The organism is Pseudochelatococcus lubricantis (assembly GCF_042432495.1).
In the GTDB taxonomy this organism is placed as follows: Bacteria; Pseudomonadota; Alphaproteobacteria; order Rhizobiales; family Beijerinckiaceae; genus Pseudochelatococcus; species Pseudochelatococcus lubricantis.
Genome location: NZ_JBHLXC010000010.1, coordinates 12,560 through 33,566, shown reverse-complemented (window position 1 = coordinate 33,566; position 21,007 = coordinate 12,560). Strand labels below are relative to the sequence as shown.

Here is a 21,007-nt window from a genome sequence, read left to right as displayed (position 1 = left end):
CCTTCAGTAGGCGTGTCCGCCGCCCTCTACCTCTTCCCGCCCGACCTTGCCGCGCAGGATGCTGTAGACCCATGCCGTGTAGGCGAGCACGATCGGCAGGAAGAGCAGGCTGATGCAAAGCATGATGAACAGCGTCTGGTGGCTCGACGAGGCGTCCCACACCGTCAGGCTTGCGCCCGGCTGCTCGGTGGACGGCAGGATGAACGGGAACATCGAGACGCCCACGGTCGCGATGATGCCGAACGCGCTCACCATGCCGGCGGCCAGCGTGACGATCTCCCGCTTCGAGCCGATCAGCGCCCATACGACGAGCGGCCCGAGGAAGCCGAGCGCGGGCGCGATCAGCGTCCACGGATAGGCGCCGTAGTTGGCGAACCACGCCTGCGCCTCGCGCTCCACCGTCTTCAGCAGCGGGTTCGACGGGCCGGCCGGGTTGATGACGCTGGTGATCACGTAGCCGTCCACGAAGAGCCACAGCGCGACGCCCCCGAGCGCGAAGAGCGCGATCGTCGCCAGCGCCGCGCGCTTGCCGTACGAGACGGCGCGCGCCCTCACCTCGCCCTCCGTCTTCAGCGCCAGCCAGGTTGCGCCGTGCATGGTCAGCATGGCGACGGAGACGAGGCCGCACAGCAGCGCGAAGGGGTTGAGCAGGCCGAAGAAGGTGCCGTCGTAAAAGATGCGCAGGTCATCGTCGATGCGGAACGGCACGCCCGCCAGCGTGTTGCCCACCGCCACGCCGAAGATCAGCGAGGGCAGGAAGCCGCCGATGAACAGCGCCCAGTCCCACGCCGAGCGCCAGCGCGTATCGTCCAGCTTGCTGCGATATTTGAAGCCGACCGGCCGCAGGATCAGCGCGAACAGGATGGCGAACATCGCCAGATAGAAGCCGGAGAAGGAGACGGCATACAGCTGCGGCCACGAGGCGAAGATGGCGCCACCGCCCAGGATGAGCCACACCTGGTTGCCCTCCCACACCGGGCCCACGGTGTTGATGACGATGCGACGCTCCACGTCGTCGCGCCCCACGAAGGGCAGCAGGATGCCGGTTCCCAGATCGAAGCCGTCCATCGCGGCAAAGCCGATCAGGATGACGCCGAGCAGCACCCACCAGATGACGCGCAGCGTCGGATAGTCGATCAGTTCATGCAGAATCATCGCTGTCACTCCGCTGCGACGAGATTGGCGGGAACGAGCGGCGCCGGCGCGCCGTGGTCGGCCTCCGGCCCCTTGCTGATGGCGCGCAGCATCAGCTTCATCTCGATGATGAACAGCACCGTGTAGATCACCGCGAAGCCGCAGATGGTGATCAGCAGCGTCGTGATGCCGAGATCGGACACCGCGACCGCCGTGGGCAGGATGCCCTCGATCGACCACGGCTGGCGGCCCGTTTCGGCCACCACCCAGCCGAGTTCGGCGGCGATCCACGGCAGCGGAATGGCGGCGACCGCGACCCGCAGCAGCCAGCGGCGGCGATCGAGCTGGCGCGTGGCGGACAGCAGGAAGAAGGTCGCCGTGAGGAGGATGAAGAAGAACCCGAGCCCCACCATGACGCGGAACGACCAGAACAGCGTCGGCACGTGCGGCACCGTATCCCACGCCGCGCGGGCGATCTGCTCGTCCGTCGCGAGGCGCGGATCATCGACGTAACGCCGCAGCAGCAGGGCATAGCCGAGTTGGCGGCCGTTCTGCTCGAAAGCGGCCTGCGCCTCCGGCGGCACCGGCTCGCCCGGTTTCACCGCGCGGATTTTCTGCAAGGCGTCATAGGCGACAATGCCGTTGCGGATATGGCCCTCGGCGCTCCTGACGAGGTCGTTGATGCCGGGGATTTCCGTGTTCAGCGAGCGGGTCGCGATGAGGCCCATGACCACAGGAATGCGGATGGCAAAGTGCGTCTCGCGCGCCTGCTGGTCGGGAAAGCCGAACAGCGTGAAGCCGGCCGGCGCGGGCTCGGTCTCCCACATCGCCTCCATGGCCGCGAGCTTCATCTTCTGATGCTCGTTGGCGAGATAGCCGCTCTCGTCGCCCAGCACGACCACGGAAAGCGAGGCGGCAAGGCCGAACGAGGCCGCGACCGTCATCGAGCGCTTGGCAAGCTCCGGCACGCGGCCCTTCAGCAGATACCACGCGGAGACGCCGAGCACGAAAAGCGAGGCCGTGACATAGCCGGCAGAAACCGTGTGCACGAACTTGGCCTGCGCCACCGGGTTAAAGAGCACGTCGGCGAAGTTGTCGATCTCCATGCGCATGGTCTGCACGTTGAACACGGAGCCCACCGGGTTCTGCATCCAGCCGTTGGCGATCAGGATCCACAGGGCCGAGAAGTTGGAGCCGAGCGCCACCGCCCAGGTCGCGGCGAGATGCCCGACCTTCGACATCCTGTCCCAGCCGAAGAAGAACAGGCCGACGAAGGTCGCCTCCAGAAAGAAGGCCATCAGCCCTTCCGCCGCCAGCGGCGCGCCGAAGATATCGCCGACATAATGGCTGTAGTAGCTCCAGTTCATGCCGAACTGGAATTCCATCACGATGCCCGTCGCAACCCCCATGACGAAGTTGATGCCGAACAGCGTGCCCCAGAACTGGGTCATTTGCCGCCAGATCGGGCGGCCCGTCATCACGTACACGGTCTCCATGATGGCGACCAGCACGGACAGGCCGAGCGTCAGCGGAACGAACAGAAAGTGATAGAGTGCCGTCAGCGCGAACTGGAAGCGCGAGAGCGATACGATGTCGAGTTCCATCTTTCCACGCCGGTTGCCCGGCGTCCTCTCAATCTCCGCACAGATGACGGGAGATGCCCGTTGGCTCCGCGGATTCGGCCAACGGATGCGAATTGGCCCCAAGGGTGCTGCCTAAAGATTACGAAACGCAAAGGACCATATCACGAATATTATTACAACAATAATAAATGTAAAATAAAAAATGATATAGTTGCAACATGCAACTATATATCCGAGTTTTACTATGGAAAAACGCATTAGAACGCCAAACGTTCTGACGGAATCAGACCGTGCGCTCTAAATCTTATATTTCACCGCAACTTTTATTCAATTCGATGAATTGACTTGAATGCAGACTGCTCCAGAATCTGCCCTGTTTACGTTGAAACAGGACAGATTCTCGATTCCTTATTTTGAGCGAATTCTGATCGATCAGATGGTTCCATCTGATCGGAACGCGCTCCAAGGCGCCGCAATGCGCCCTGCTCCGCAACGGAAACAATATCCGCGTGCGGCAGACGGCGCAAATGCGTCGCACTCCTGACAGCGGTACGTGCTGCCAGCGTGTAAATGCTATAGGCCCATCGGACGCCATGCGGAACCGGACATTATGTCCGACATGTTTTGTCGCACCGGGTAAATGGTCGCACCCGGTCGCCGCGATCAGACGACGGTGCCGACCAGCGCACCGATGGCGGACGTCACCGCCATCGCGAGAGCGCCCCAGAACGCGACGCGGACCGTCGGCTTCAGGATGCCGGCGCCGCCCGCCACCGCCCCCACCATGCCGAGCACGGCCAGAAACACCAGCGAGCCCGCCGACACGGCCGGCAGCAGCCACTCCCTCGGCGAAACCAGCACGAGGGCGAGCGGTGCGGAAGCGCCGATGGTGAAGGTCGCGGCCGAGGCCATCGCGGCCTGCACGGGCCGCGCGGCCGTGACCTCCGATATGCCGAGTTCGTCGCGTGCATGCGCGCCCAGCGCATCCTTCATCATGAGCTGGTCTGCGACCTGGCGGGCGAGCGAGACGTCGACGCCGCGCGCGACATAAAGCTGGGCGAGTTCCTCCCGCTCGAACGCCGGATCGTCCTCAAGCTCGCGCTTTTCACGGGCGAGGTCCGCGTGCTCGGTGTCCGACTGCGAGCTGACGGAGACATATTCGCCCGCCGCCATGGACATCGCGCCGGCGACGAGACCGGCCACCCCGGCGAGCAACACCTCGCCCTTGTCCGCCGCCGCGGAGGCGACGCCGAGAATAAGGCTCGCCGTCGATACGATGCCGTCGTTCGCGCCGAGCACAGCCGCCCGCAGCCATCCGATGCGTCCGACGAGATGGTTTTCCTTGCCCATGCCGTTCCGCCCATATCGTTCCGTCCACATAGCTCCGTCCGGAGCAGTTTGGAACGGTTCTCGTATAAGCTAGACGGAAGCGGGTATCAATGCGTCCCGGCCTCCCGATCCGCACCCGTCACAGGATGCCGACAAGGCTCTCGCGGCTGATTTCCTTCACGGAGCGCGCGCCCGTGAGCGCCATCGCCACGCGCATTTCCTTTTCGTACAGATCAAGCAGATTGGCGACGCCCGCCTGCCCCGCCGCCGCCAGCGCATAGACGAAGGAACGGCCGATCAGCACTGCCCTCGCGCCGAGCGCCAGCATGCGCACGACATCGAGGCCAGAGCGGATGCCGGAATCGGCCAGCACGGCAAGGTCGCTGCCGACAGCGTCCGCGATCGCCGGCAAAGCCCGCGCCGACGACAGTACACCGTCGAGTTGCCGCCCGCCATGGTTGGAAACGATGATCCCGTCCGCCCCGAAGCTCACTGCGTCGCGGGCATCGTCAGGATCGAGAATACCCTTGATGATCATCGGCCCCTTCCAGAACTGCCGGATCCATTCGAGGTCCTTCCAGCTGATGGAGGGGTCGAAGTTCGCGCCTAGCCATCCGATATAGTCGGCGAGGCCCGTCGGCTTGCCCAGATAGGCGGAAATGTTGCCGAGGTCGTGCGGCCGGCCCAGCACGCCGACATCGAGCGCCCACGCGGGATGCAGCGCCGCCTGCAACAGACGCCGCGCCGGCGCGTAGGGGCCGGACATGCCCGAATGTGCATCCCGGTAGCGGGCGCCCGGCACCGGCATATCGACCGTGAATACAAGCGTCTTAACGCCCGCCTGCTGCGCCCGCTCCAGTGCGTTGCGCATGAAGCCGCGGTCCTTCAGCACATAGAGCTGGAACCAGATCGGCGCCGAGACGGCCTTCTGCACCTCCTCGATGGAGCAGACGGAGACGGTGGACAGCGTGAACGGCACGCCCTTCGCTGTCGCCGCGCGCGCCGCCTGCACCTCGCCTCGCCGGGCGTACATGCCCGTCAGCCCAACCGGTGCCAGCGCCAGGGGCAGCGCCAGTTTCTCGCCGAACAGTTCCGTCGAGACGTCTAGTTCCGCCACGTTGCGCAGCACGCGCTGGCGCAGGGCAAGCCCCGCCAGATCGTCGACATTTCGCCGCAACGTGTATTCCGCGTAGGCGCCGCCGTCGATGTAGTGGAACAGGAACGGCGGCAGCCTGCGCTGCGCGGCCCTGCGATAGTCGGTTGACGCGGAAATGATCATCTGGCTCACACCCTCAGGGACGGCTCGGGAGCCGGGGACAGTGGCGCCCCGTCCCGCCCGGCATGGGCAGGCGCGGCATGCGGGTGACCCTGCGGCGGCTCACGAAGCGGGCGGACACTATGCGATTCTGCCGCCCACCGCCAGAGCGGCGGAGAGGGAAGCGGCACCGCTCCGTCTTCCCGGTCGCGCATTGACCGATCCGGAGACACGGTCCGCTCCCGGTCCGACGGGCCGGTGCGCTCAGAAATGCGCCGTCAGCGGGTCGGATCCGATGCGCCCCTGCGCGGAATCGAGCGCGCCGATGGCGGCGATGTCCTCCGCGTCGAGCGTGAAGTCGAAAACGGCGAAGTTCTCCTCGATGCGGGCCGGCGTGACGGACTTCGGAATCGCGATCAGGCCGTTGTCGAGATGCCAGCGGATGATCGTCTGCGCCGGCGTTCGTCCGTGCTTGCGCGCTACGACGGCGATGGCGGGATCGGCGAGCAGCCTGCCCTGCCCCAGCGGACTCCAAGACTGCGTCGCGATGGCATGCTCGGCATGGAAGGCGCGCAGCGCACGCTGCTGGAAGTGGGGATGCAGCTCGACCTGGTTGAGCGCCGGCACGACGCCCGTCTCGCCGATGATGCGTTCGAGATGCTCGGCATTGAAGTTCGATACGCCAATGGAACGCGCCCGGCCACTGTTCTTCAGTTCGATCAGCGCCTTCCACGTCTCCACATAGGTGCCCAGGCGCGGCATGGGCCAGTGGATCAGATAAAGATCGACATAGTCGACACCGAGCCGTTCCAGGCTTGCGTCGAACGCCCGCAGGGCGTTGTCGTGGCCCTGCGCGTCGTTCCAGAGCTTGGTGGTGAGGAAGATGTCGCCGCGCGCCACGCCCGAGGCGCGCATGCCCTCGCCCACCTCGCGCTCGTTCCCGTAGACCGCGGCGGTGTCGACATGCCGGTAGCCGACCTCCAGCGCCTTCCGCACGGCCGCCACGGCGACATCCTGCCCCGCCTGCCAGACGCCGAGGCCGAGTTGGGGAATCGTATGCCCATCATTGAGAAGCACGGTCGGTTGATCCGTCATGGGAATATCCTTGGATGAATGCCGTTGGCAGATTGACAGGAGAGAGCGGCCCGACGTCCGCCGATCCTGAACCGTTGGACAAGCGCTGGCCGCTGTCAAGTGAGGGTCGGCACATTGCGGATGCGCTGAGACGGAAAATACCTGTAAACCCTTGATTTTTTGGAGGATTCCTCCAAGTGGCAGCGAATCTCGACCAGAAGGCATTCTATTGTAGAATTTATTCGCCATCGACGGGAAACTCCTCGATGGTTAGGCGAGCAACCCATAAATAATACGGAATAGAGAATAAAATAACCAATATTTTTCATTTCAATGATATATTTTAAAATTTGAGAATATTATTCTTTAGAAATTTTATAAATAAAAATTATATGAGTTATTTGTACTTTTCACTGAATATGTATATTTTCCCGGTCGGAGAATGACCGCAGGCGGGCAGCCGGTGTCGCTGGCCGGTTCCCGCGTGGTGACGAGACGCGCTCCATCCTCGCGCAGCGGGAACGCTGCCTGCCCATCGTGAATCATATACATACATCCGGGAGATAGTTGCATGGTCGAGTTCAATCCCACCGTTCCCGCCGCCGCGGGCCGGCGCTTCGCTGCCGCCGCTTCGCTGGCCGCCCTCGCGCTGGTGCTGGCTGCGCCCGCGTTCGCCGAGCCCGTCGTCAGGAAGACCGAGAAGGTTGGCGTCGGTCTCTACCAGTCGTTCATCGACAATAACGGCGCCCTCAACGTCTCCAACACCGGCGCGCAGCGCGCGGCGCCGGATGGCAAGATCCTCGTGCTCGATCCCGGGACCCTGGCGCTGAAGTCGGAGATCACCACCAAGGACTCCGCCGCGCTCGGGCTCGCCTTCAACGCGAAGACAAACACCGTCTTCACCACCGACACGCGCCACGCGAACGCATCCGTCGTCGATCTCGGCAGCGGCAAGGTCGTCGCCACCTTCACGCAGGGCGACAAGGCCCACCCCTACAACGTCGTCGTCGACGAAACCGCCAACCGCGCCTACATTTCCATCACCGGCGGCCCGGAGGACGAGAAGAGCGCGGTCTGGGTGATCGATGGCGCGGCGAAGAAGATCGATCACGTGATCGAGAACCTCGGCGGCCGCGCGGCGGGCATCGAGCTTGACGCCGCCAACAGGCAGCTCTTCCTCACCCGCCTCGTGACACACGACATCGCCGTCGTCGATCTCGAAAAGAACGCGATTGCCCGCACCTTCAAGTCCGGCGGCGAGGGGCCGATCCGCGTGGTGCTCGACGCCAAGGGCGAGCGACTGTTCGTCACCAACCAGGTGTCCGGCACGCTGACCGTTCTCAACCCGAAGACGGGTGAGTTGATCAAGTCGGTCGAGACAGGCAAGGGTGCCATCGCGCTCGCCTATAACCCCGCCAACGACCAGATTTACGTTGGCAACCGCGGCACGGGCACAGTGACGATCGTCAACGGCAAGGACTATTCCGTCATCGCCGACCTGAAGACCGGCAGCCACCCGAACCACATCACCGTCGACCCGAAAACCAACCTCGTCTACGTGGTCAACAAGGCCAAGCGCGCCGAGCGTGGGCAGCCGGAGATCGAGGATCCGGAAGGCGACACCGTCAGCATCATCGCGCCCTGAGCGCCGCGCGAAGCATCATGCGCAGAAGGCGCTCCACGGAGCGCCTTCTTTTTGTCGATAGGCCGTTTTCCCGCAAACCGCCGTCAGGCGAAGCTCGGCCTGGTGCGGGCGCGGCGCCAGATGCTGATCAGGATGGCGAGCGTCACCACGGCCTCGGTGAGGAACCACGGGCCGGCCAGACGGTCGAAACCGGAGGCGGACAGCTCCGTCGTGACAAAGCCCGCGAGCGCCGAACCGCAAGGGCAGTTCCCCTCGAAAGTCGAGAAAATGGTCAGCCGAGACGCCCAGATGGCCTGCACCACCATCAGCCCGCCGAGGCCATAGAGCAGTTTCTGCGGCACGTGGAAGACGTTGGCCTGCGCCAGCGCGATCCAGCCCACGATGAAGAACGGCGACGAGAGGAACGCGGCGATGCTCAGCACCTCGGTCCAGCACAGCCGGCAGGAGGTGATGATCGGCCCGAGCAGCGCGATGCCGGAGCCGATCAGCAGGGCCACCCCCGCCACATAGACGCCCTGCCGGCCAAGCACCCACGACAGCGCCACAGCGCCGACCAGCGACAGGATGATCACGAAAAGTAAGAACATGCCCCGCTCCGCCACAACGAAAAGTGCGCCCCGCGGGCATGGGCGACGACAGTCCCTCCCCGCATCCATCCTGCTTGCCACCGGCGGGGCGGCAAATCAATGCAATATCTGCCCCAGGAACAGTTTCGTGCGCTCGTGTTGCGGATTGGAGAAGAACTCCGTCGGCGTGTTCATCTCGACGATCTGTCCTTGATCCATGAAGATCACCCTGTCGGCCACCTGCCGGGCGAAACCCATCTCGTGGGTGACCACGAGCATGGTCATGCCCTCCATGGCGAGGCTCACCATGGTGTCGAGCACCTCCTTCACCATCTCGGGGTCGAGGGCGGAGGTGGGTTCGTCGAACAGCATGATCTTCGGGTTCATGCACAGGGAACGGGCGATGGCCACGCGCTGCTGCTGGCCGCCGGAGAGCTGGCCGGGATACTTGTGCGCCTGCTCCGGAATCTTCACCCGCTCCAGGTAGCGCATGGCGGTCGCCTCCGCCTCTTTCTTCGGAATCTTGCGCACCCAGATCGGCGCCAGCGTGCAGTTTTCCAGAATGGTGAGATGCGGGAACAGGTTGAAGTGCTGGAACACCATGCCAACCTCGCGGCGCACCTCATCGATGCGCTTGATGTTGTTGGTCAGTTCCACGTCGCCGACGATGATGCGCCCCTTCTGGTACTCCTCCAACCGGTTGATGCAGCGGATGAGGGTCGACTTGCCAGAGCCGGACGGCCCGCAGATCACAATGCGCTCACCCCTCGCGACGTCGAGGTTGATGTCGCGCAGCACGTGAAACTCGCCATACCACTTGTGGACGTCGATCATGCGGATCACGGGCGCGCCACCGAGATGGCGGGCGCTCTGCCCGGCCTGCTGCGCGGCGGAAGTCATCTATCGGTCTCCTGTCGTTTATGGCCGGTCGCCAGACGTTTTTCCATTGCTATAGAATAGCGAGACATACCGAAGCAGCATACAAAATAAAAGATGGCGGCGAAGGCATATCCGCTTGCCGCCGTCACCGGCGTCGCCCATCTCGGGTCCGCGAGCGACACCTCGATGGTGCGCATCAGGTCGAAGATGCCGACGATGGACACGAGCGACGTATCCTTGAACAGGCCGATGAAGGTGTTGACGATGCCCGGGATCACGATGCGCAGCGCCTGCGGCAGCACCACGAGGCGCGTCGTCTGCCAGTAATTGAGACCCAGCGACGCCGCCCCTTCGAACTGGCCCTTCGGAATGGCCTGCAGGCCGCCGCGCACCACCTCGGCCATATAGGCGGAAGCGAACAGCGCCACGCCCACCAGCGGCCGCAGCAGCTTGTCCGGCGACATGTTGCCGGGCAGGAACAGCGGCAGCATCGTGTTCGCCATGATCAGCACGGTGATCAGCGGCACGCCGCGCCAGAACTCGATGAATGTCACCGACACGAGCCGCACTAGCGGCAGGCGCGAGCGCCGGCCGAGCGCCAGCAGCACCCCGAACGGCAGCGACACCACGATGCCCGCGAACGCAACGACGAGCGTCACCACCACCCCGCCCCACAGCGAGGTGTGCACGTGCGGCAGGCCGATCGTCGGCCAGCCATAGAGCAACACGACGGCCGCCACGGGAAACAGGCCGAAGAAGAAGATTGCCCCGAGGTCCTTGCGTGGCGCGCGCGTCCACAGCAGCCACACGATGCCCGCCGCGCACAGGGCGAACACGAGGTTGACGCGCCACAGCTGCCCGTCGGGATAGGCGCCGTAGACGAAATATCGCAGCCGCGACGCCACGAAGGCCCAGCAGGCGCCCACCGGCTGCCCGGCTGCGGACACGAGGCAGGCGTTGCGGTCCTCCCCCGTCCACACGGCGTCGACGAGAAGGAACCGCACCGCCGGCGGCACCAGCACATAGACGATGTAAAGCCCGGCAAGCGTCAGCGCCACATTGAGCGGCGACGAGAGCAGGTTTTCCCGCAGCCACGCGAGCGGGCCGCTCGTGAGCGGGGGCGGCCGTTCCGGCGGCGCGACTGTCGTGCGCAGGTAGGCGGCGGAAGCGGTTTTTCCGGATGTCGTCATCGCCGCCTCCTATCGTTCGACGATCGCCACGCGGCGATTGTAGATGTTCATCGCCAGCGACGTCAGCAGGCTGAGCAGCAGATAGACCAGCATCGTGATGACGACGCACTCGATGGCCTGCCCCGTCTGGTTCAGCACGGTGCCCATGAACACCTGCACCAGGTCGGGATAGCCGATGGCGACAGCCAGCGACGAATTCTTGGTGAGGTTCAGCAGCTGGCTCGTCAGCGGCGGCACGATCACGCGCATCGCCTGCGGGATGATCACCAGCCGCTGCGTGATGCCCGGCCGCAGCCCCAGCGAATACGCGGCCTCCGTCTGCCCGCGAGAGACGGAAAGCATGCCCGCGCGGACGATCTCGGCGATGAAGGAAGCCGTGTAGATGCTCAGGCCCAGCAGCAGCGCCACGAATTCGGGATAGATCTGCAACCCGCCGACGATGTTGAAGCCGCGCAAATCCGGCACATTGAACGTCACCGGTCGGCCCGCCGCAAACCAGCCCAGAGCCATGAAACCGGCGAACAGGGCCAGCGAAACCAGCCCCTTGGCATGCTGGTGGCCGGTGCGGTCCTGATCCCGCCGCGCCCAGCGCCGGAAGACGGCGATGGCGGCGCACGCGAACACCGCCGCGACCAGCAGCAGGCCGCTGCCCTCCCCGAACACGGGCGCCGGCACGAAGAGGCCGCGGTTGTTGAGGAATACGGCGTCGGCCGTCGACAGCGACTGGCGCGGCGCCGGCAGCGCCCGCAGCACGGCATTGTACCAGACGTAGAGCTGCAGAAGCAGCGGGATGTTGCGGAAGAACTCCACGTAACACGCCGCGAGGAACGAGACGATCCGATTGCGCGACAGCCGCGCGATACCGACGACGAACCCGATGACGGTCGCCAGCACGATGCCCGCGCTCGCCACCAGCAGCGTGTTGAGCAGGCCGACCCAGAACGCCTCGCCATAGGTCGAATAGGTGGAGCTGTAGCTGATCAGCCGCTGGTTGATGTCGAACCCGGCCGGGGCGTTCCAGAACCCGAAGCCCGAGACGATGCCGAGCCGACGCATGTTCTCGATGGCATTGGTCGACGCTTCGTAAAGGATGAGGACGACTGCCGCGGCCAGCGCGACCTGATAGGCTGCGCCGCGCACGGCTGGATTGTAGAGCCAGGAGCCTGTCGCATCGCCCCGGTCGGGCGGCGGGCTCTGGACGGGCGGCGTTCGCGCCATCGACGATCCTCCCGGTAGGATGAATCTCACACCGACGCTCCCGGTCTGCGACCGCTCGCATGGGTTTTGCTCAGGCCACGCGCGAGCCCGACCGTCCCTCGAATGAGCCTCACTCATCGAGGGACGGCATCAAATGCGGGATGCGCGGCGGGCTGCGCGCCCACGGCCGTCGTCAGCGGATGGGCGGAGCGTAGAGGATGCCACCGTTTGTCCAGAGCCTGTTCAGGCCACGATCGATTTTCAGCGGGGAGTCGGGGCCGAGGTTCGCCGCGAAAATCTCGCCGTAATTGCCCACGTGGCGGATGATACGCACCGCCCAGTCCGCGGGAAGCCCGATACCTTCGCCGAAGTTCCCTTCCACGCCGAGCAGGCGGCGGACTTCCGGGTTTTCGGACTTGAGCTGCTCGTCGACATTGGCCTTCGTGACGCCAAGTTCCTCGGCGTTGATGGTGGCGTTGACTGTCCACTGCACCAGATCGAACCACTGGTCGTCGCCGTGGCGGACGACGGGGGCGAAGGGCTCCTTCGAGATGATCTCCGGCAGCACGACGTGCTCGTCGGGTGCGGTGAGGCGCAGGCGCTCGGCATAGAGCGCGGAGGCATCCGTGGTGAAGGCGTCGCAACGGCCGGAGTCGTAGGCCTTCACGGCCTCCACCGCCGAGGCGTAGGTAACGGGCTCATACTTGATGTTGTTGGCGCGGAAGAAATCCGCCAGATTGAGTTCGGTCGTGGTGCCCTGCTGCACGCAGACCGAGGCGCCCTCCAGCTCCTTGGCCGACTTCAGGCCGAGCGAGCTGCGCACGATGAAACCTTGTCCGTCGTAGTAGTTCACCGGGCCGAGATTGAGGCCGAGCGACGTATCGCGCGACATCGTCCAGGTGGTGTTGCGAATCAGCACATCCACCTCGCCCGACTGCACGGCCGTGAAACGATCCTTGGCCGTCAGCGGAATGAACCGGACCTTGGCGGGATCGTCAAAAATCGCCGCAGCGACGGCGCGGCAGAAAGCCACGTCGAAGCCCGTCCACTGCCCCTTGTCATCCGCGACCGCGAAACCCGCAAGGCCGGGGTTCGATCCGCAATGCAGCACGCCGCGCTGCTTCACCTGATCGAGCGTGGCGGCCGAAGCACCGGCGGCACCGAAAGCAGCAACCGTGACAATGGCGGCCAACAGAGATTTCTTCATCGAAAACAATCCCCTCTTCATATCCTTGTATATGTCCAATATTTGTCCATCTCTCCGCAAGGTGCAAGCTCGGAAATGACACTGCCCATGGACTGCCTCAACGGCTGGAGGGCAACTCTTATGTTATGTCAGGTTTGTGAACTTTCTTCGTTTGCAATGCGAATTTCAGGAATAATGCGTATGTTGCATATCTCAATCTAATTCCCCTCGCGGGTCAAGAAGAGATTGCGGGCACTCTCCAGCCCGCCGCGAACGGGTGGACGGCGACGAAATCCTGAAGGAAAACGAGAACTTGCAACGGGCGGCGCCTCGCGTCACAGTCACTCCCTGCTCGTCAATAATGCGGGGTTGTCCGGTCCTATGCACAAACTTTCACCCGAAGATATCGCCAGATTGCACGACGGCACGCGGCTCGCCGTGGCCGGGCGTCATGCGGACGAGGCATTCGGCTTCGTCAATCCGCCCGTCTACCATGGCTCCACAGTGCTGCATCCCACGACGCGCGATCTCGTCGAGCACACCAACCGCTACGCCTACGGCCGGCGCGGCTCGCCCACCATGACGGCGCTGCGCGAGGCGGTCGGCGCCCTGGAGGGTGGGGCGGGCGTCGTGCTGTGTCCGTCCGGCCTGTCCGCCGTCTCGACGGCATTGCTTTCCTGCCTCAAGGCGGGCGACCACCTGCTCGTCACCGATTCGGCCTACGATCCGATCCGCACCTTTTGCGACAGCGTGCTCACCCGCTTCGGCGTCGAGGTCAGCTATTACGACCCGCTGATCGGCGCGGACATCGCCCGCCTCTTCCGGCCGGAGACCCGCGCCGTGCTGACGGAATCACCCGGCTCGCTCACCTTCGAGGTGCAGGATATTCCGGCCATCGCCAAGGCCGCCCACGCGCGTGACATCGTCGTGCTGCTCGACAACACCTGGGCGACGCCTCTCTTTTTCCCCGCCCACGCGCGCGGCGTCGATATCTCGATCTGGTCCGGCACCAAGTATCTCTCCGGCCATTCGGATGTGATGTTCGGCACCGTCTCCGCCAATGCGCGGCACTGGCGCGCCCTCATCAAGACCCATGGCGACACCGGCCTCACCGTCGGTCCGGACGACGTCTATCTGGCGTTGCGCGGCCTGCGCACGCTTGGCGTGCGCCTCGCGGCGCATCAGCAGTCGGCGCTGGAGATCGCGCGTTGGCTGGAGACGCGCCCCGAAGTCTCGCGCGTGCTTTATCCCGCGCTCGAAAGCGATCCCGGCCATGCACTGTGGAAACGCGATTTCCTCGGCGCGACGGGCCTGTTCTCGATCGTGCTCAAGCCGGTGCCGTTCAAGGCCGTAGAGGCCTTTCTCGACCACCTCTCCTTCTTCGGACTGGGCTATTCCTGGGGCGGATTCGAGAGCCTCGCCATCCCGTTCGACGCCGCCCCTTACCGCACGGCGACGAAGTGGGAGCCCGAGGGGCCGACCATCCGCCTGCAGATCGGCCTTGAGGACGTGCGCGACCTCCGGAGCGATCTCGAAAAGGGGTTCGAGCGCCTCAACGCGGCGGCGGCCGTGTAGACACGGCCTGCCGGATCATTCGTCGGGCGCCTCGACGATCGGATCGAAGCGCCCGGCATCGAAACCGAGCAGGTTCCACGACTGCTGCATGTGCGGCGGCAGCGGGGCAGTGATGTCGAGCGGCTTGCCGGTGCGCGGATGGGGAATGACGATACGCCGCGCCAGCAGATGCAGCTTCTTCTGGATGCCGCCCGGCAGTTCCCAGTTCTCGACGTTGAAATATTTGGGATCGCCGATGATCGGATGCCCGATGTGCGCGGTGTGCGCGCGCAACTGGTGCGTGCGCCCGGTCACCGGCTTCAACGACAGCCAGGCGAGCTTCTGCGCCACGTTGTCGACGAGGGCATAATAGGTCACGGCGTGGCTTGCGCCCTCGTCGCCGTGCTGCGCCACGGCCATGCGCGCATCGCCGCCGGACACCTCCTCACGCGCGAGATAGGTCGAGATGCGCCCCTGCTTGACACGCGGCACCCCGACCACCAGCGCCCAGTAGACCTTGCGCGCCGAGCGCGAACGGAAGCTCTTCGCCAACGCCGTCGCGGCAAAGCGCGTCTTGGCGATGACGAGGCAGCCAGCCGTGTCCTTGTCGAGGCGGTGGACAAGGCGCGGCTTCTGCCCATCCTTGTCGCGCATCGCCTCCAGCATGCCGTCGACGTGGCGCGTGGTGCCGGAGCCGCCCTGCACCGCAAGCCCCATCGGCTTGTTGAGCACGAGCAGATCCTTGTCCTCATAAAGCGTGATCGACTTGAGGAAGGCGAGGTCGTCGCCACCATGTTTCAGGCTGCGCGGTGCCGCCGGGCGCTCATCTATCTTCAGCGGCGGCACGCGCACAGTCTGCCCTTCCAGAAGGCGTTCGTTCGGTTTCGCGCGCTTGCCGTCCACCCGCAACTCGCCCTTGCGCACGATCCGCTGGATATGCGTAAACGGCAGCTGCGGGAAACGGGCGGTCAGAAAGCGGTCAAGCCGCATATCGGCCTCGTCGGCGGAGACGGTCAGCGTTTGCACTCCCGTGGCGAGCGCGGCGCTTGCCTCTGCCTTCTGCTCCGCCTTCGTCGGGACGGCTGCAACAGCCCTGCCCGCCGGCTTCACCGCCGCCGGCCTGCCGCTTCCGGCAGGCTTCGTGCTACCGAAAGGCTTGGCTGGACGCGCCGTCCGCACCGGCCTGCCGGCCTCGGCGCCGGTTGCCGGCTTGCCCGGCCTGCGATTTCCGCGAAACACGCTCATGAAAAGCTCCGCACCATGACGAGCCCGATCATGAGCCCCAGGAACACCGAAACGGCAGAATACGCCATCACCCCTCGCCCCGCCGTTCCGCACGCAGTTTCTCCCACCAGCTCAGACGCTTGCGGATCTCGCGCTCGAAACCACGTTCCACCGGCTCGTAGAATGTCTTGCGGCCGATGGCCTCCGGCCAATAGTCCTGCCCCGAGAATGCATCCGGCTCGTCATGGTCATAGGCATAGCCCGCACCGTAACCTTCCGACTGCATGAATTTCGTCGGCGCATTCAATATCACCTTGGGCGGCATCGGGGAACCGCTCTCCTTCGCTACCTTGCGCGCCTTTTTGTAGGCCGCGTAGGCGGCATTCGACTTCGGCGCCGTCGCCAGATAGATGATCGCCTGCGCCAGCGCCAGTTCCCCTTCCGGCGAGCCCAGAAAGTCATAGGCGTCCTTGGCCGCATTGGCGACGAGCAGCGCCTGCGGATCGGCGAGCCCGATGTCCTCCACCGCCATCCGCACCATGCGCCGCGCCAGATAAAGTGGGTCTTCTCCCGCATCCAGCATGCGCGCGAAATAATACAGCGCCGCGTCGGGGTCGGAGCCGCGCACGGTCTTGTGCAGGGCGGAGATCAGGTTGTAGTGCCCGTCCTGCGCCTTGTCGTAGATCGGCGCGCGCCGCTGCACCACCTCCTGAAGCTGCGCGGCCGAGAACACCTCGCCAGCGCCCGCCGTGCGCCAGATTTCCTCGGCCAGCGTCAGCGCCGCCCGCCCGTCGCCATCGGCCATGCGGGCAAGTGACAGCCGCGCCTCCTCGTCGAGCGGCAGCGGGCGTCCTTCCTCCTTTTCCGCCCGCGCCAGCAGCGCGAGAATCGCCGCCTCGTCGAGCGAATGGAACGTCATCACCCGCGCCCGCGACAGCAGCGCCGCATTCAGCGCGAAGGACGGATTCTCCGTCGTCGCACCCACAAGGGTGATGGTGCCGTCCTCCATCACCGGCAGGAAGGCATCGAGCTGCGCGCGGTTGAACCGGTGGATTTCATCGACGAACAGCAGCGTGCCCTGCCCGTTCTCGCGCCGCGCCCGCGCCGCCTCGAACGCCTTCTTGAGGTCGGCGACACCGGAGAAGATCGCCGACATCTGCACGAAGACGAGGTTGGTTTCACCTGCGAGAAGCCGCGCCACCGTCGTCTTGCCGGTGCCGGGCGGCCCCCAGAAGATCAGGCTGCCGATCGAACCCGAGCGCAGCAGGCGCGTCAGCGCCCCGTCCGGCCCCGTCAGGTGTTCCTGCCCGACGACGTCCGCAAGACGGGTCGGGCGCAGCCTGTCGGCGAGCGGGCGCGGCGCGCTCTGTTCAAGGCCGGCATGGGAAAACAGGTTGGACATGATGTTTCGACAACTCGCGGCCGGAATGGCATCCGGCACGATAGCACCGGCGTCCGCCGGAATGAATGGCCGCCGCCGGTCAGCCCTGCAGTTCGGTGCGCAATATCCGCCCCTGCCGGTTGACGACGATGCGCCAGTATCGCGGCAGGATGCGCCAGACGCTGTCGAAATCGCGCGTATTGGCGATCTTGCGTTCATTCACGCTGACCAGAATGTCGCCCCGACGGAAGCCATAGCGGGCGGAAGAACCGGGATCGAGGATCACCACGCCCTTGTCCGACTGATTGACGGACAACTCCTCCGCCACCGCCGGCGAAAGATTGACGACCGTCGCCCCCGCGAAAGGCGACAGCGGCCGCTCACCCGCCGTGACGGGATCGCGCGGCGGCTGCTCCGGCGCGCGCATCAGCGCGACCTTCAGCGTCAACGCCTTGCCCGCGCGCAGCACGCCGAACGCCACCTCGCCCGACAGCGGCCGCGACGAAAAACGATATCCGAAGCCTTCCGGATCGTCCACGCCGTGGCCGGAGACCTCCGTGATCACGTCTCCGGGCTTCAGCCCCGCCTGAGCCGCCGGGCTATTCTCCTCCACTGCGGCCACCAGCGCGCCCGCCGGGCGCTCAAGCCCCAGGCCCTGCGCGATCTCCGGGCTCACGGCCTGTAGCCGCGCGCCGAGCCACGGGCGGCGCACGATGCCCCCGCCCGCTCGGGCGGAATCCAGCACCAGCCGCACCATCGCTGACGGCACCGCGAAGCCGATGCCGTGGTTGCCGCCGGAGCGTGAAAAGATCGCCGTGTTGATGCCGATCACGTCGCCCTTGAGGTCCACGAGCGGCCCGCCGGAATTGCCGGGATTGATCGCCGCATCCGTCTGGACGAACGACTGGAAATCGCTGATGCCGACCTGCGTGCGCGCCAATGCGGAAACGATGCCCTGCGTCACTGTCTGGCCAACGCCGAACGGATTGCCGAGCGCCATCACGAAATCGCCGACTTCAAGCGCGTCCGAATCGCCGAGCTGGGCGGCAGGGAACGGCCCCTCGCCTTCGATGCGCAACACCGCAAGGTCGCTGCGCTCATCGGAGAGCACGATTTTCGCGGGAAACTCGCGCTTGTCATGCAGCGACACCTTCACCTCCGTCATGTCGGCGATGACATGGTGATTGGTGATGACGAGGCCCGAGGCATCCAGAATGACGCCCGACCCCAACGAACTCTGCACCCGCTCGCGCGGCACGCCGAAGCCGCCGTCACCGAAGAACTGGCGGAAGAACGGATCATCCAGAAACGGATGCGCCTGCCGCTGTTCGACCCGCGCCCCGTAGACGTTGACGACGGACGGCGCGATCTCCCGCACGGCCGGCGCCAGCGACAGCAGCACCTCGCCCTTGCCGCTTGGCAGGACACGTTCCTGCGCGCTGGCGACCACAGCTCCGCCCAGACCGGTCACCACAAGCGCCGCAAGCGCGACTACGATCGCCACGATTCTGTTCATGCCCGACCTTCCCTCAACTTTCCGGCAAGAGAATGGCTGCGACAGACGCCATCGCCTTCATATCGGCGCATCCCCACGCCAGCGCAAATACAAAAAAGGGCAGCCGAAGCCGCCCTCCTTATTACCCTGCAGATACGCGCCACGCCTTACGCAGCCGCATCCTCTCCGCCCTGCACCGGGCCGGAATCCTGGCCCTTGGCATTCACATCGCGATCGACGAACTCGATGACGCCAATGGCGGCATTGTCGCCATAGCGGAAGCCTGCCTTGAGCACGCGGGTGTAGCCGCCGTTGCGGTCCTTGTAGCGCGGGCCGAGCACGTCGAAGAGCTTGCGCACGACGTCGAGATCGCGAAGCTGCGCGACCGCCTGACGGCGCGCATGCAGATCGCCGCGCTTGCCGAGCGTCACCAGCTTCTCGACGATAGGACGCAGATCCTTAGCCTTCGGCAGCGTGGTAACGATCTGCTCGTGCTTGATCAACGCCGCCGCAAGATTGGCGAACATCGCCTTGCGGTGCGCAACGGTACGGTTGAAACGGCGATGGGCAAAACCATGACGCATGGCTGACTCCTTGATTGTGCAACCGCCGTGCCACGGTACGGTCGCCTGATTATCGTTTTTCCGATTGACGCAAACAAAAATCACGCCGCCAAAAATCACGCCGCGCGGTCACTTGAACCCGCGCGGCGATCACGAAGCGGAACAGGACCCGCCTCAGTAATGCTCCTCGAAGCGCTTGGCGAGTTCCTCGATGTTGTCCGGCGGCCAGCCCGAGACTTCCATACCAAGGTGCAGGCCCATGGACGCGAGCACTTCCTTGATCTCATTGAGCGACTTGCGGCCGAAGTTCGGCGTGCGCAGCATCTCGGCCTCGGTCTTCTGGATGAGGTCGCCGATGTAAACGATGTTGTCGTTCTTGAGGCAGTTGGCGGAACGTACCGAAAGCTCGAGTTCGTCCACCTTCTTGAGCAGCGCCGGGTTGAAGGGAAGCTGCGGCGTCGCCACTGCTGCTTCCTCGCGGCGCGGCTCCTCGAAGTTCACGAACACCGCAAGCTGATCCTGCAGGATGCGGGCGGCATAGGCCACAGCATCGTCAGGCGCGATCGAACCGTTGGTTTCCACGGTGAGCGTCAGCTTGTCATAGTCCAGAATCTGGCCTTCGCGCGTGTTCTCCACGCGATACGAGACCTTCTTCACTGGGCTGTAAAGGCTGTCGACCGCGATGAGACCGATGGGTGCATCCTCGGGCCGGTTACGCTCGGAGGGCACATAGCCCTTGCCGGTGTTGACCGTGAACTCGATGCGGATTTCCGCCCCCTCGTCGAGCGTCAGCAGCACCAGCTCCGGATTGAGGATCTGGATGTCGCCCACGGTCGCGATATCGCCAGCGGTGACCGCGCCAGGCCCCTGCTTGCGCAGAGTGATGCGCTTCGGCCCCTCGCTCTGCATCTTGATGGCGATAGCCTTGATATTGAGGATGATATCCGTGACATCCTCGCGCACGCCCGGGATGGACGAAAACTCGTGCAACACGCCGTCGATCTGGACCGCCTGCACCGCCGCGCCCTGAAGCGACGACAGCAACACACGGCGCAGGGCATTCCCCAGCGTCAAGCCGAAGCCGCGCTCAAGCGGCTCGGCGACGACAGTCGCGATGCGACGCGGATCGTCGCCCGGCGCCACCTGCAGCTTGCTGGGCTTGATGAGTTCCTGCCAGTTTTTCTGGATCACGACCGCACCTCTCGCAGTGCTCGACCGCAGCCTGGGACCTGATGGAAACGCCCCGCCAGCGGACTATAAGACCGCACGGCACAACCGCACGGCCGGTACAAAAGACACAACTGCATCAGACACGACGACGCTTGCGCGGACGGCAACCGTTATGCGGGATGGGCGTCACATCGCGGATGGACGTCACGGTGAAGCCGGCGGCCTGCAGCGCGCGCAGCGCCGATTCGCGGCCGGAACCCGGACCCGTCACTTCCACCTCGATGGTGCGCATGCCATGATCGGCGGCCTTGCGCGCCGCATCCTCAGCCGCGACCTGCGCCGCATACGGCGTGGACTTGCGCGAACCCTTGAAGCCCATTGCACCGGCGGAGGACCACGAAATCGTGTTGCCCTGTGCGTCAGTAATGGTGATCAGCGTGTTGTTGAACGACGCATTGACATGGGCCACGCCGGAGGCGATGTTTTTGCGCTCACGACGGCGGATGCGGGTTGCTTCTTTTGCCATTATCTTCCAGATCCTTCAGGCGCGCCCGTGATGCCAGGCGCTCGGGACGATTATAT

General features: G+C 64.7%; 18 protein-coding genes. 2 read left to right on the top strand and 16 right to left on the bottom strand.

Translation table 11 applies throughout. The annotated features are described in order from the left end of the window. Window positions 1-3 precede the first annotated feature (3 nt). The 5 genes from cydB to ACFFJ7_RS15245 all read right to left on the bottom strand — a co-directional run bounded on the left by cydB (window position 4) and on the right by ACFFJ7_RS15245 (window position 6,396). On the bottom strand, window positions 4-1,155 hold the full coding sequence (cydB, locus tag ACFFJ7_RS15265) for a cytochrome d ubiquinol oxidase subunit II (protein ID WP_377593429.1): 1,152 nt from the start codon (window positions 1,153-1,155) through the stop codon (window positions 4-6). Between the two features lie 5 nt (window positions 1,156-1,160). After that, entirely contained in the window at window positions 1,161-2,738 is a 1,578-nt protein-coding gene (locus ACFFJ7_RS15260; RefSeq protein ID WP_377593428.1) for a cytochrome ubiquinol oxidase subunit I, read from the bottom strand. A 642-nt stretch (window positions 2,739-3,380) separates the two neighbouring features. After that, on the bottom strand, window positions 3,381-4,067 hold the full coding sequence (locus ACFFJ7_RS15255; RefSeq protein WP_377593427.1) for a VIT1/CCC1 transporter family protein: 687 nt from the start codon (window positions 4,065-4,067) through the stop codon (window positions 3,381-3,383). A gap of 118 nt (window positions 4,068-4,185) precedes the next feature. Further along, window positions 4,186-5,325, bottom strand: coding sequence for an FMN-dependent L-lactate dehydrogenase LldD (lldD, locus tag ACFFJ7_RS15250; protein WP_166949906.1), 1,140 nt, complete (start codon window positions 5,323-5,325; stop codon window positions 4,186-4,188). Window positions 5,326-5,565: 240 nt separating this feature from the next. Further along, the gene (locus tag ACFFJ7_RS15245; RefSeq protein ID WP_166949904.1) at window positions 5,566-6,396 is read right to left on the bottom strand and encodes an aldo/keto reductase; all 831 of its coding nucleotides are present in this window, start codon (window positions 6,394-6,396) and stop codon (window positions 5,566-5,568) included. Window positions 6,397-6,946: 550 nt separating this feature from the next. Here ACFFJ7_RS15245 and ACFFJ7_RS15240 point away from each other — a divergent pair. After that, the gene (locus tag ACFFJ7_RS15240; protein WP_377593426.1) at window positions 6,947-8,020 is read left to right on the top strand and encodes a YncE family protein; all 1,074 of its coding nucleotides are present in this window, start codon (window positions 6,947-6,949) and stop codon (window positions 8,018-8,020) included. Window positions 8,021-8,103: 83 nt separating this feature from the next. Here the strand turns inward: ACFFJ7_RS15240 and ACFFJ7_RS15235 are convergent, their stop codons facing one another. From ACFFJ7_RS15235 to ACFFJ7_RS15215, 5 genes are all read right to left on the bottom strand, one after another. After that, window positions 8,104-8,607 (bottom strand): hypothetical protein, encoded by a 504-nt coding sequence (locus tag ACFFJ7_RS15235; protein ID WP_166949900.1) that lies wholly within the window; start codon window positions 8,605-8,607, stop codon window positions 8,104-8,106. 96 nt (window positions 8,608-8,703) lie between these two features. Continuing rightward, window positions 8,704-9,420 (bottom strand): amino acid ABC transporter ATP-binding protein, encoded by a 717-nt coding sequence (locus ACFFJ7_RS15230; protein ID WP_246225155.1) that lies wholly within the window; start codon window positions 9,418-9,420, stop codon window positions 8,704-8,706. Window positions 9,421-9,482: 62 nt separating this feature from the next. Next, window positions 9,483-10,655 (bottom strand): amino acid ABC transporter permease, encoded by a 1,173-nt coding sequence (locus ACFFJ7_RS15225; RefSeq protein ID WP_377593424.1) that lies wholly within the window; start codon window positions 10,653-10,655, stop codon window positions 9,483-9,485. Window positions 10,656-10,664: 9 nt separating this feature from the next. Further along, a complete protein-coding gene (locus tag ACFFJ7_RS15220) occupies window positions 10,665-11,873 on the bottom strand; it encodes an amino acid ABC transporter permease (protein ID WP_377593423.1) in 1,209 nt (402 codons plus the stop codon). 172 nt (window positions 11,874-12,045) lie between these two features. Then, on the bottom strand, window positions 12,046-13,059 hold the full coding sequence (locus tag ACFFJ7_RS15215; protein ID WP_166949892.1) for an amino acid ABC transporter substrate-binding protein: 1,014 nt from the start codon (window positions 13,057-13,059) through the stop codon (window positions 12,046-12,048). Between the two features lie 360 nt (window positions 13,060-13,419). On the opposite strand from ACFFJ7_RS15215, the gene metC reads away from it, so the two are divergent. Next, window positions 13,420-14,613: a cystathionine beta-lyase gene (gene metC / locus ACFFJ7_RS15210; RefSeq protein WP_377593422.1), complete on the top strand. Its 1,194-nt coding sequence runs from the start codon at window positions 13,420-13,422 to the stop codon at window positions 14,611-14,613. Window positions 14,614-14,628: 15 nt separating this feature from the next. Here the strand turns inward: metC and ACFFJ7_RS15205 are convergent, their stop codons facing one another. The 6 genes from ACFFJ7_RS15205 to rpsK all read right to left on the bottom strand — a co-directional run bounded on the left by ACFFJ7_RS15205 (window position 14,629) and on the right by rpsK (window position 20,951). After that, window positions 14,629-15,930, bottom strand: a complete 1,302-nt coding sequence (locus ACFFJ7_RS15205) for an RluA family pseudouridine synthase (protein ID WP_377593421.1) — start codon at window positions 15,928-15,930, stop codon at window positions 14,629-14,631. Beyond that, window positions 15,905-17,218, bottom strand: a complete 1,314-nt coding sequence (locus ACFFJ7_RS15200; RefSeq protein ID WP_377593420.1) for a replication-associated recombination protein A — start codon at window positions 17,216-17,218, stop codon at window positions 15,905-15,907. Before ACFFJ7_RS15200 ends, ACFFJ7_RS15205 begins: the two co-directional genes overlap by 26 nt. 79 nt (window positions 17,219-17,297) lie before the next feature. Next, window positions 17,298-18,713 carry a Do family serine endopeptidase gene (locus ACFFJ7_RS15195; protein ID WP_377593419.1) on the bottom strand — a complete coding sequence of 472 codons (1,416 nt, stop codon included), beginning with the start codon at window positions 18,711-18,713 and terminating at the stop codon, window positions 17,298-17,300. Between the two features lie 146 nt (window positions 18,714-18,859). After that, window positions 18,860-19,276, bottom strand: coding sequence for a 50S ribosomal protein L17 (rplQ, locus tag ACFFJ7_RS15190; RefSeq protein ID WP_166949884.1), 417 nt, complete (start codon window positions 19,274-19,276; stop codon window positions 18,860-18,862). Between the two features lie 153 nt (window positions 19,277-19,429). Then, window positions 19,430-20,476: a DNA-directed RNA polymerase subunit alpha gene (locus ACFFJ7_RS15185; protein ID WP_208394133.1), complete on the bottom strand. Its 1,047-nt coding sequence runs from the start codon at window positions 20,474-20,476 to the stop codon at window positions 19,430-19,432. An 85-nt stretch (window positions 20,477-20,561) separates the two neighbouring features. Continuing rightward, the gene (gene rpsK / locus ACFFJ7_RS15180) at window positions 20,562-20,951 is read right to left on the bottom strand and encodes a 30S ribosomal protein S11 (protein WP_166949880.1); all 390 of its coding nucleotides are present in this window, start codon (window positions 20,949-20,951) and stop codon (window positions 20,562-20,564) included. Window positions 20,952-21,007: the final 56 nt, after the last annotated feature.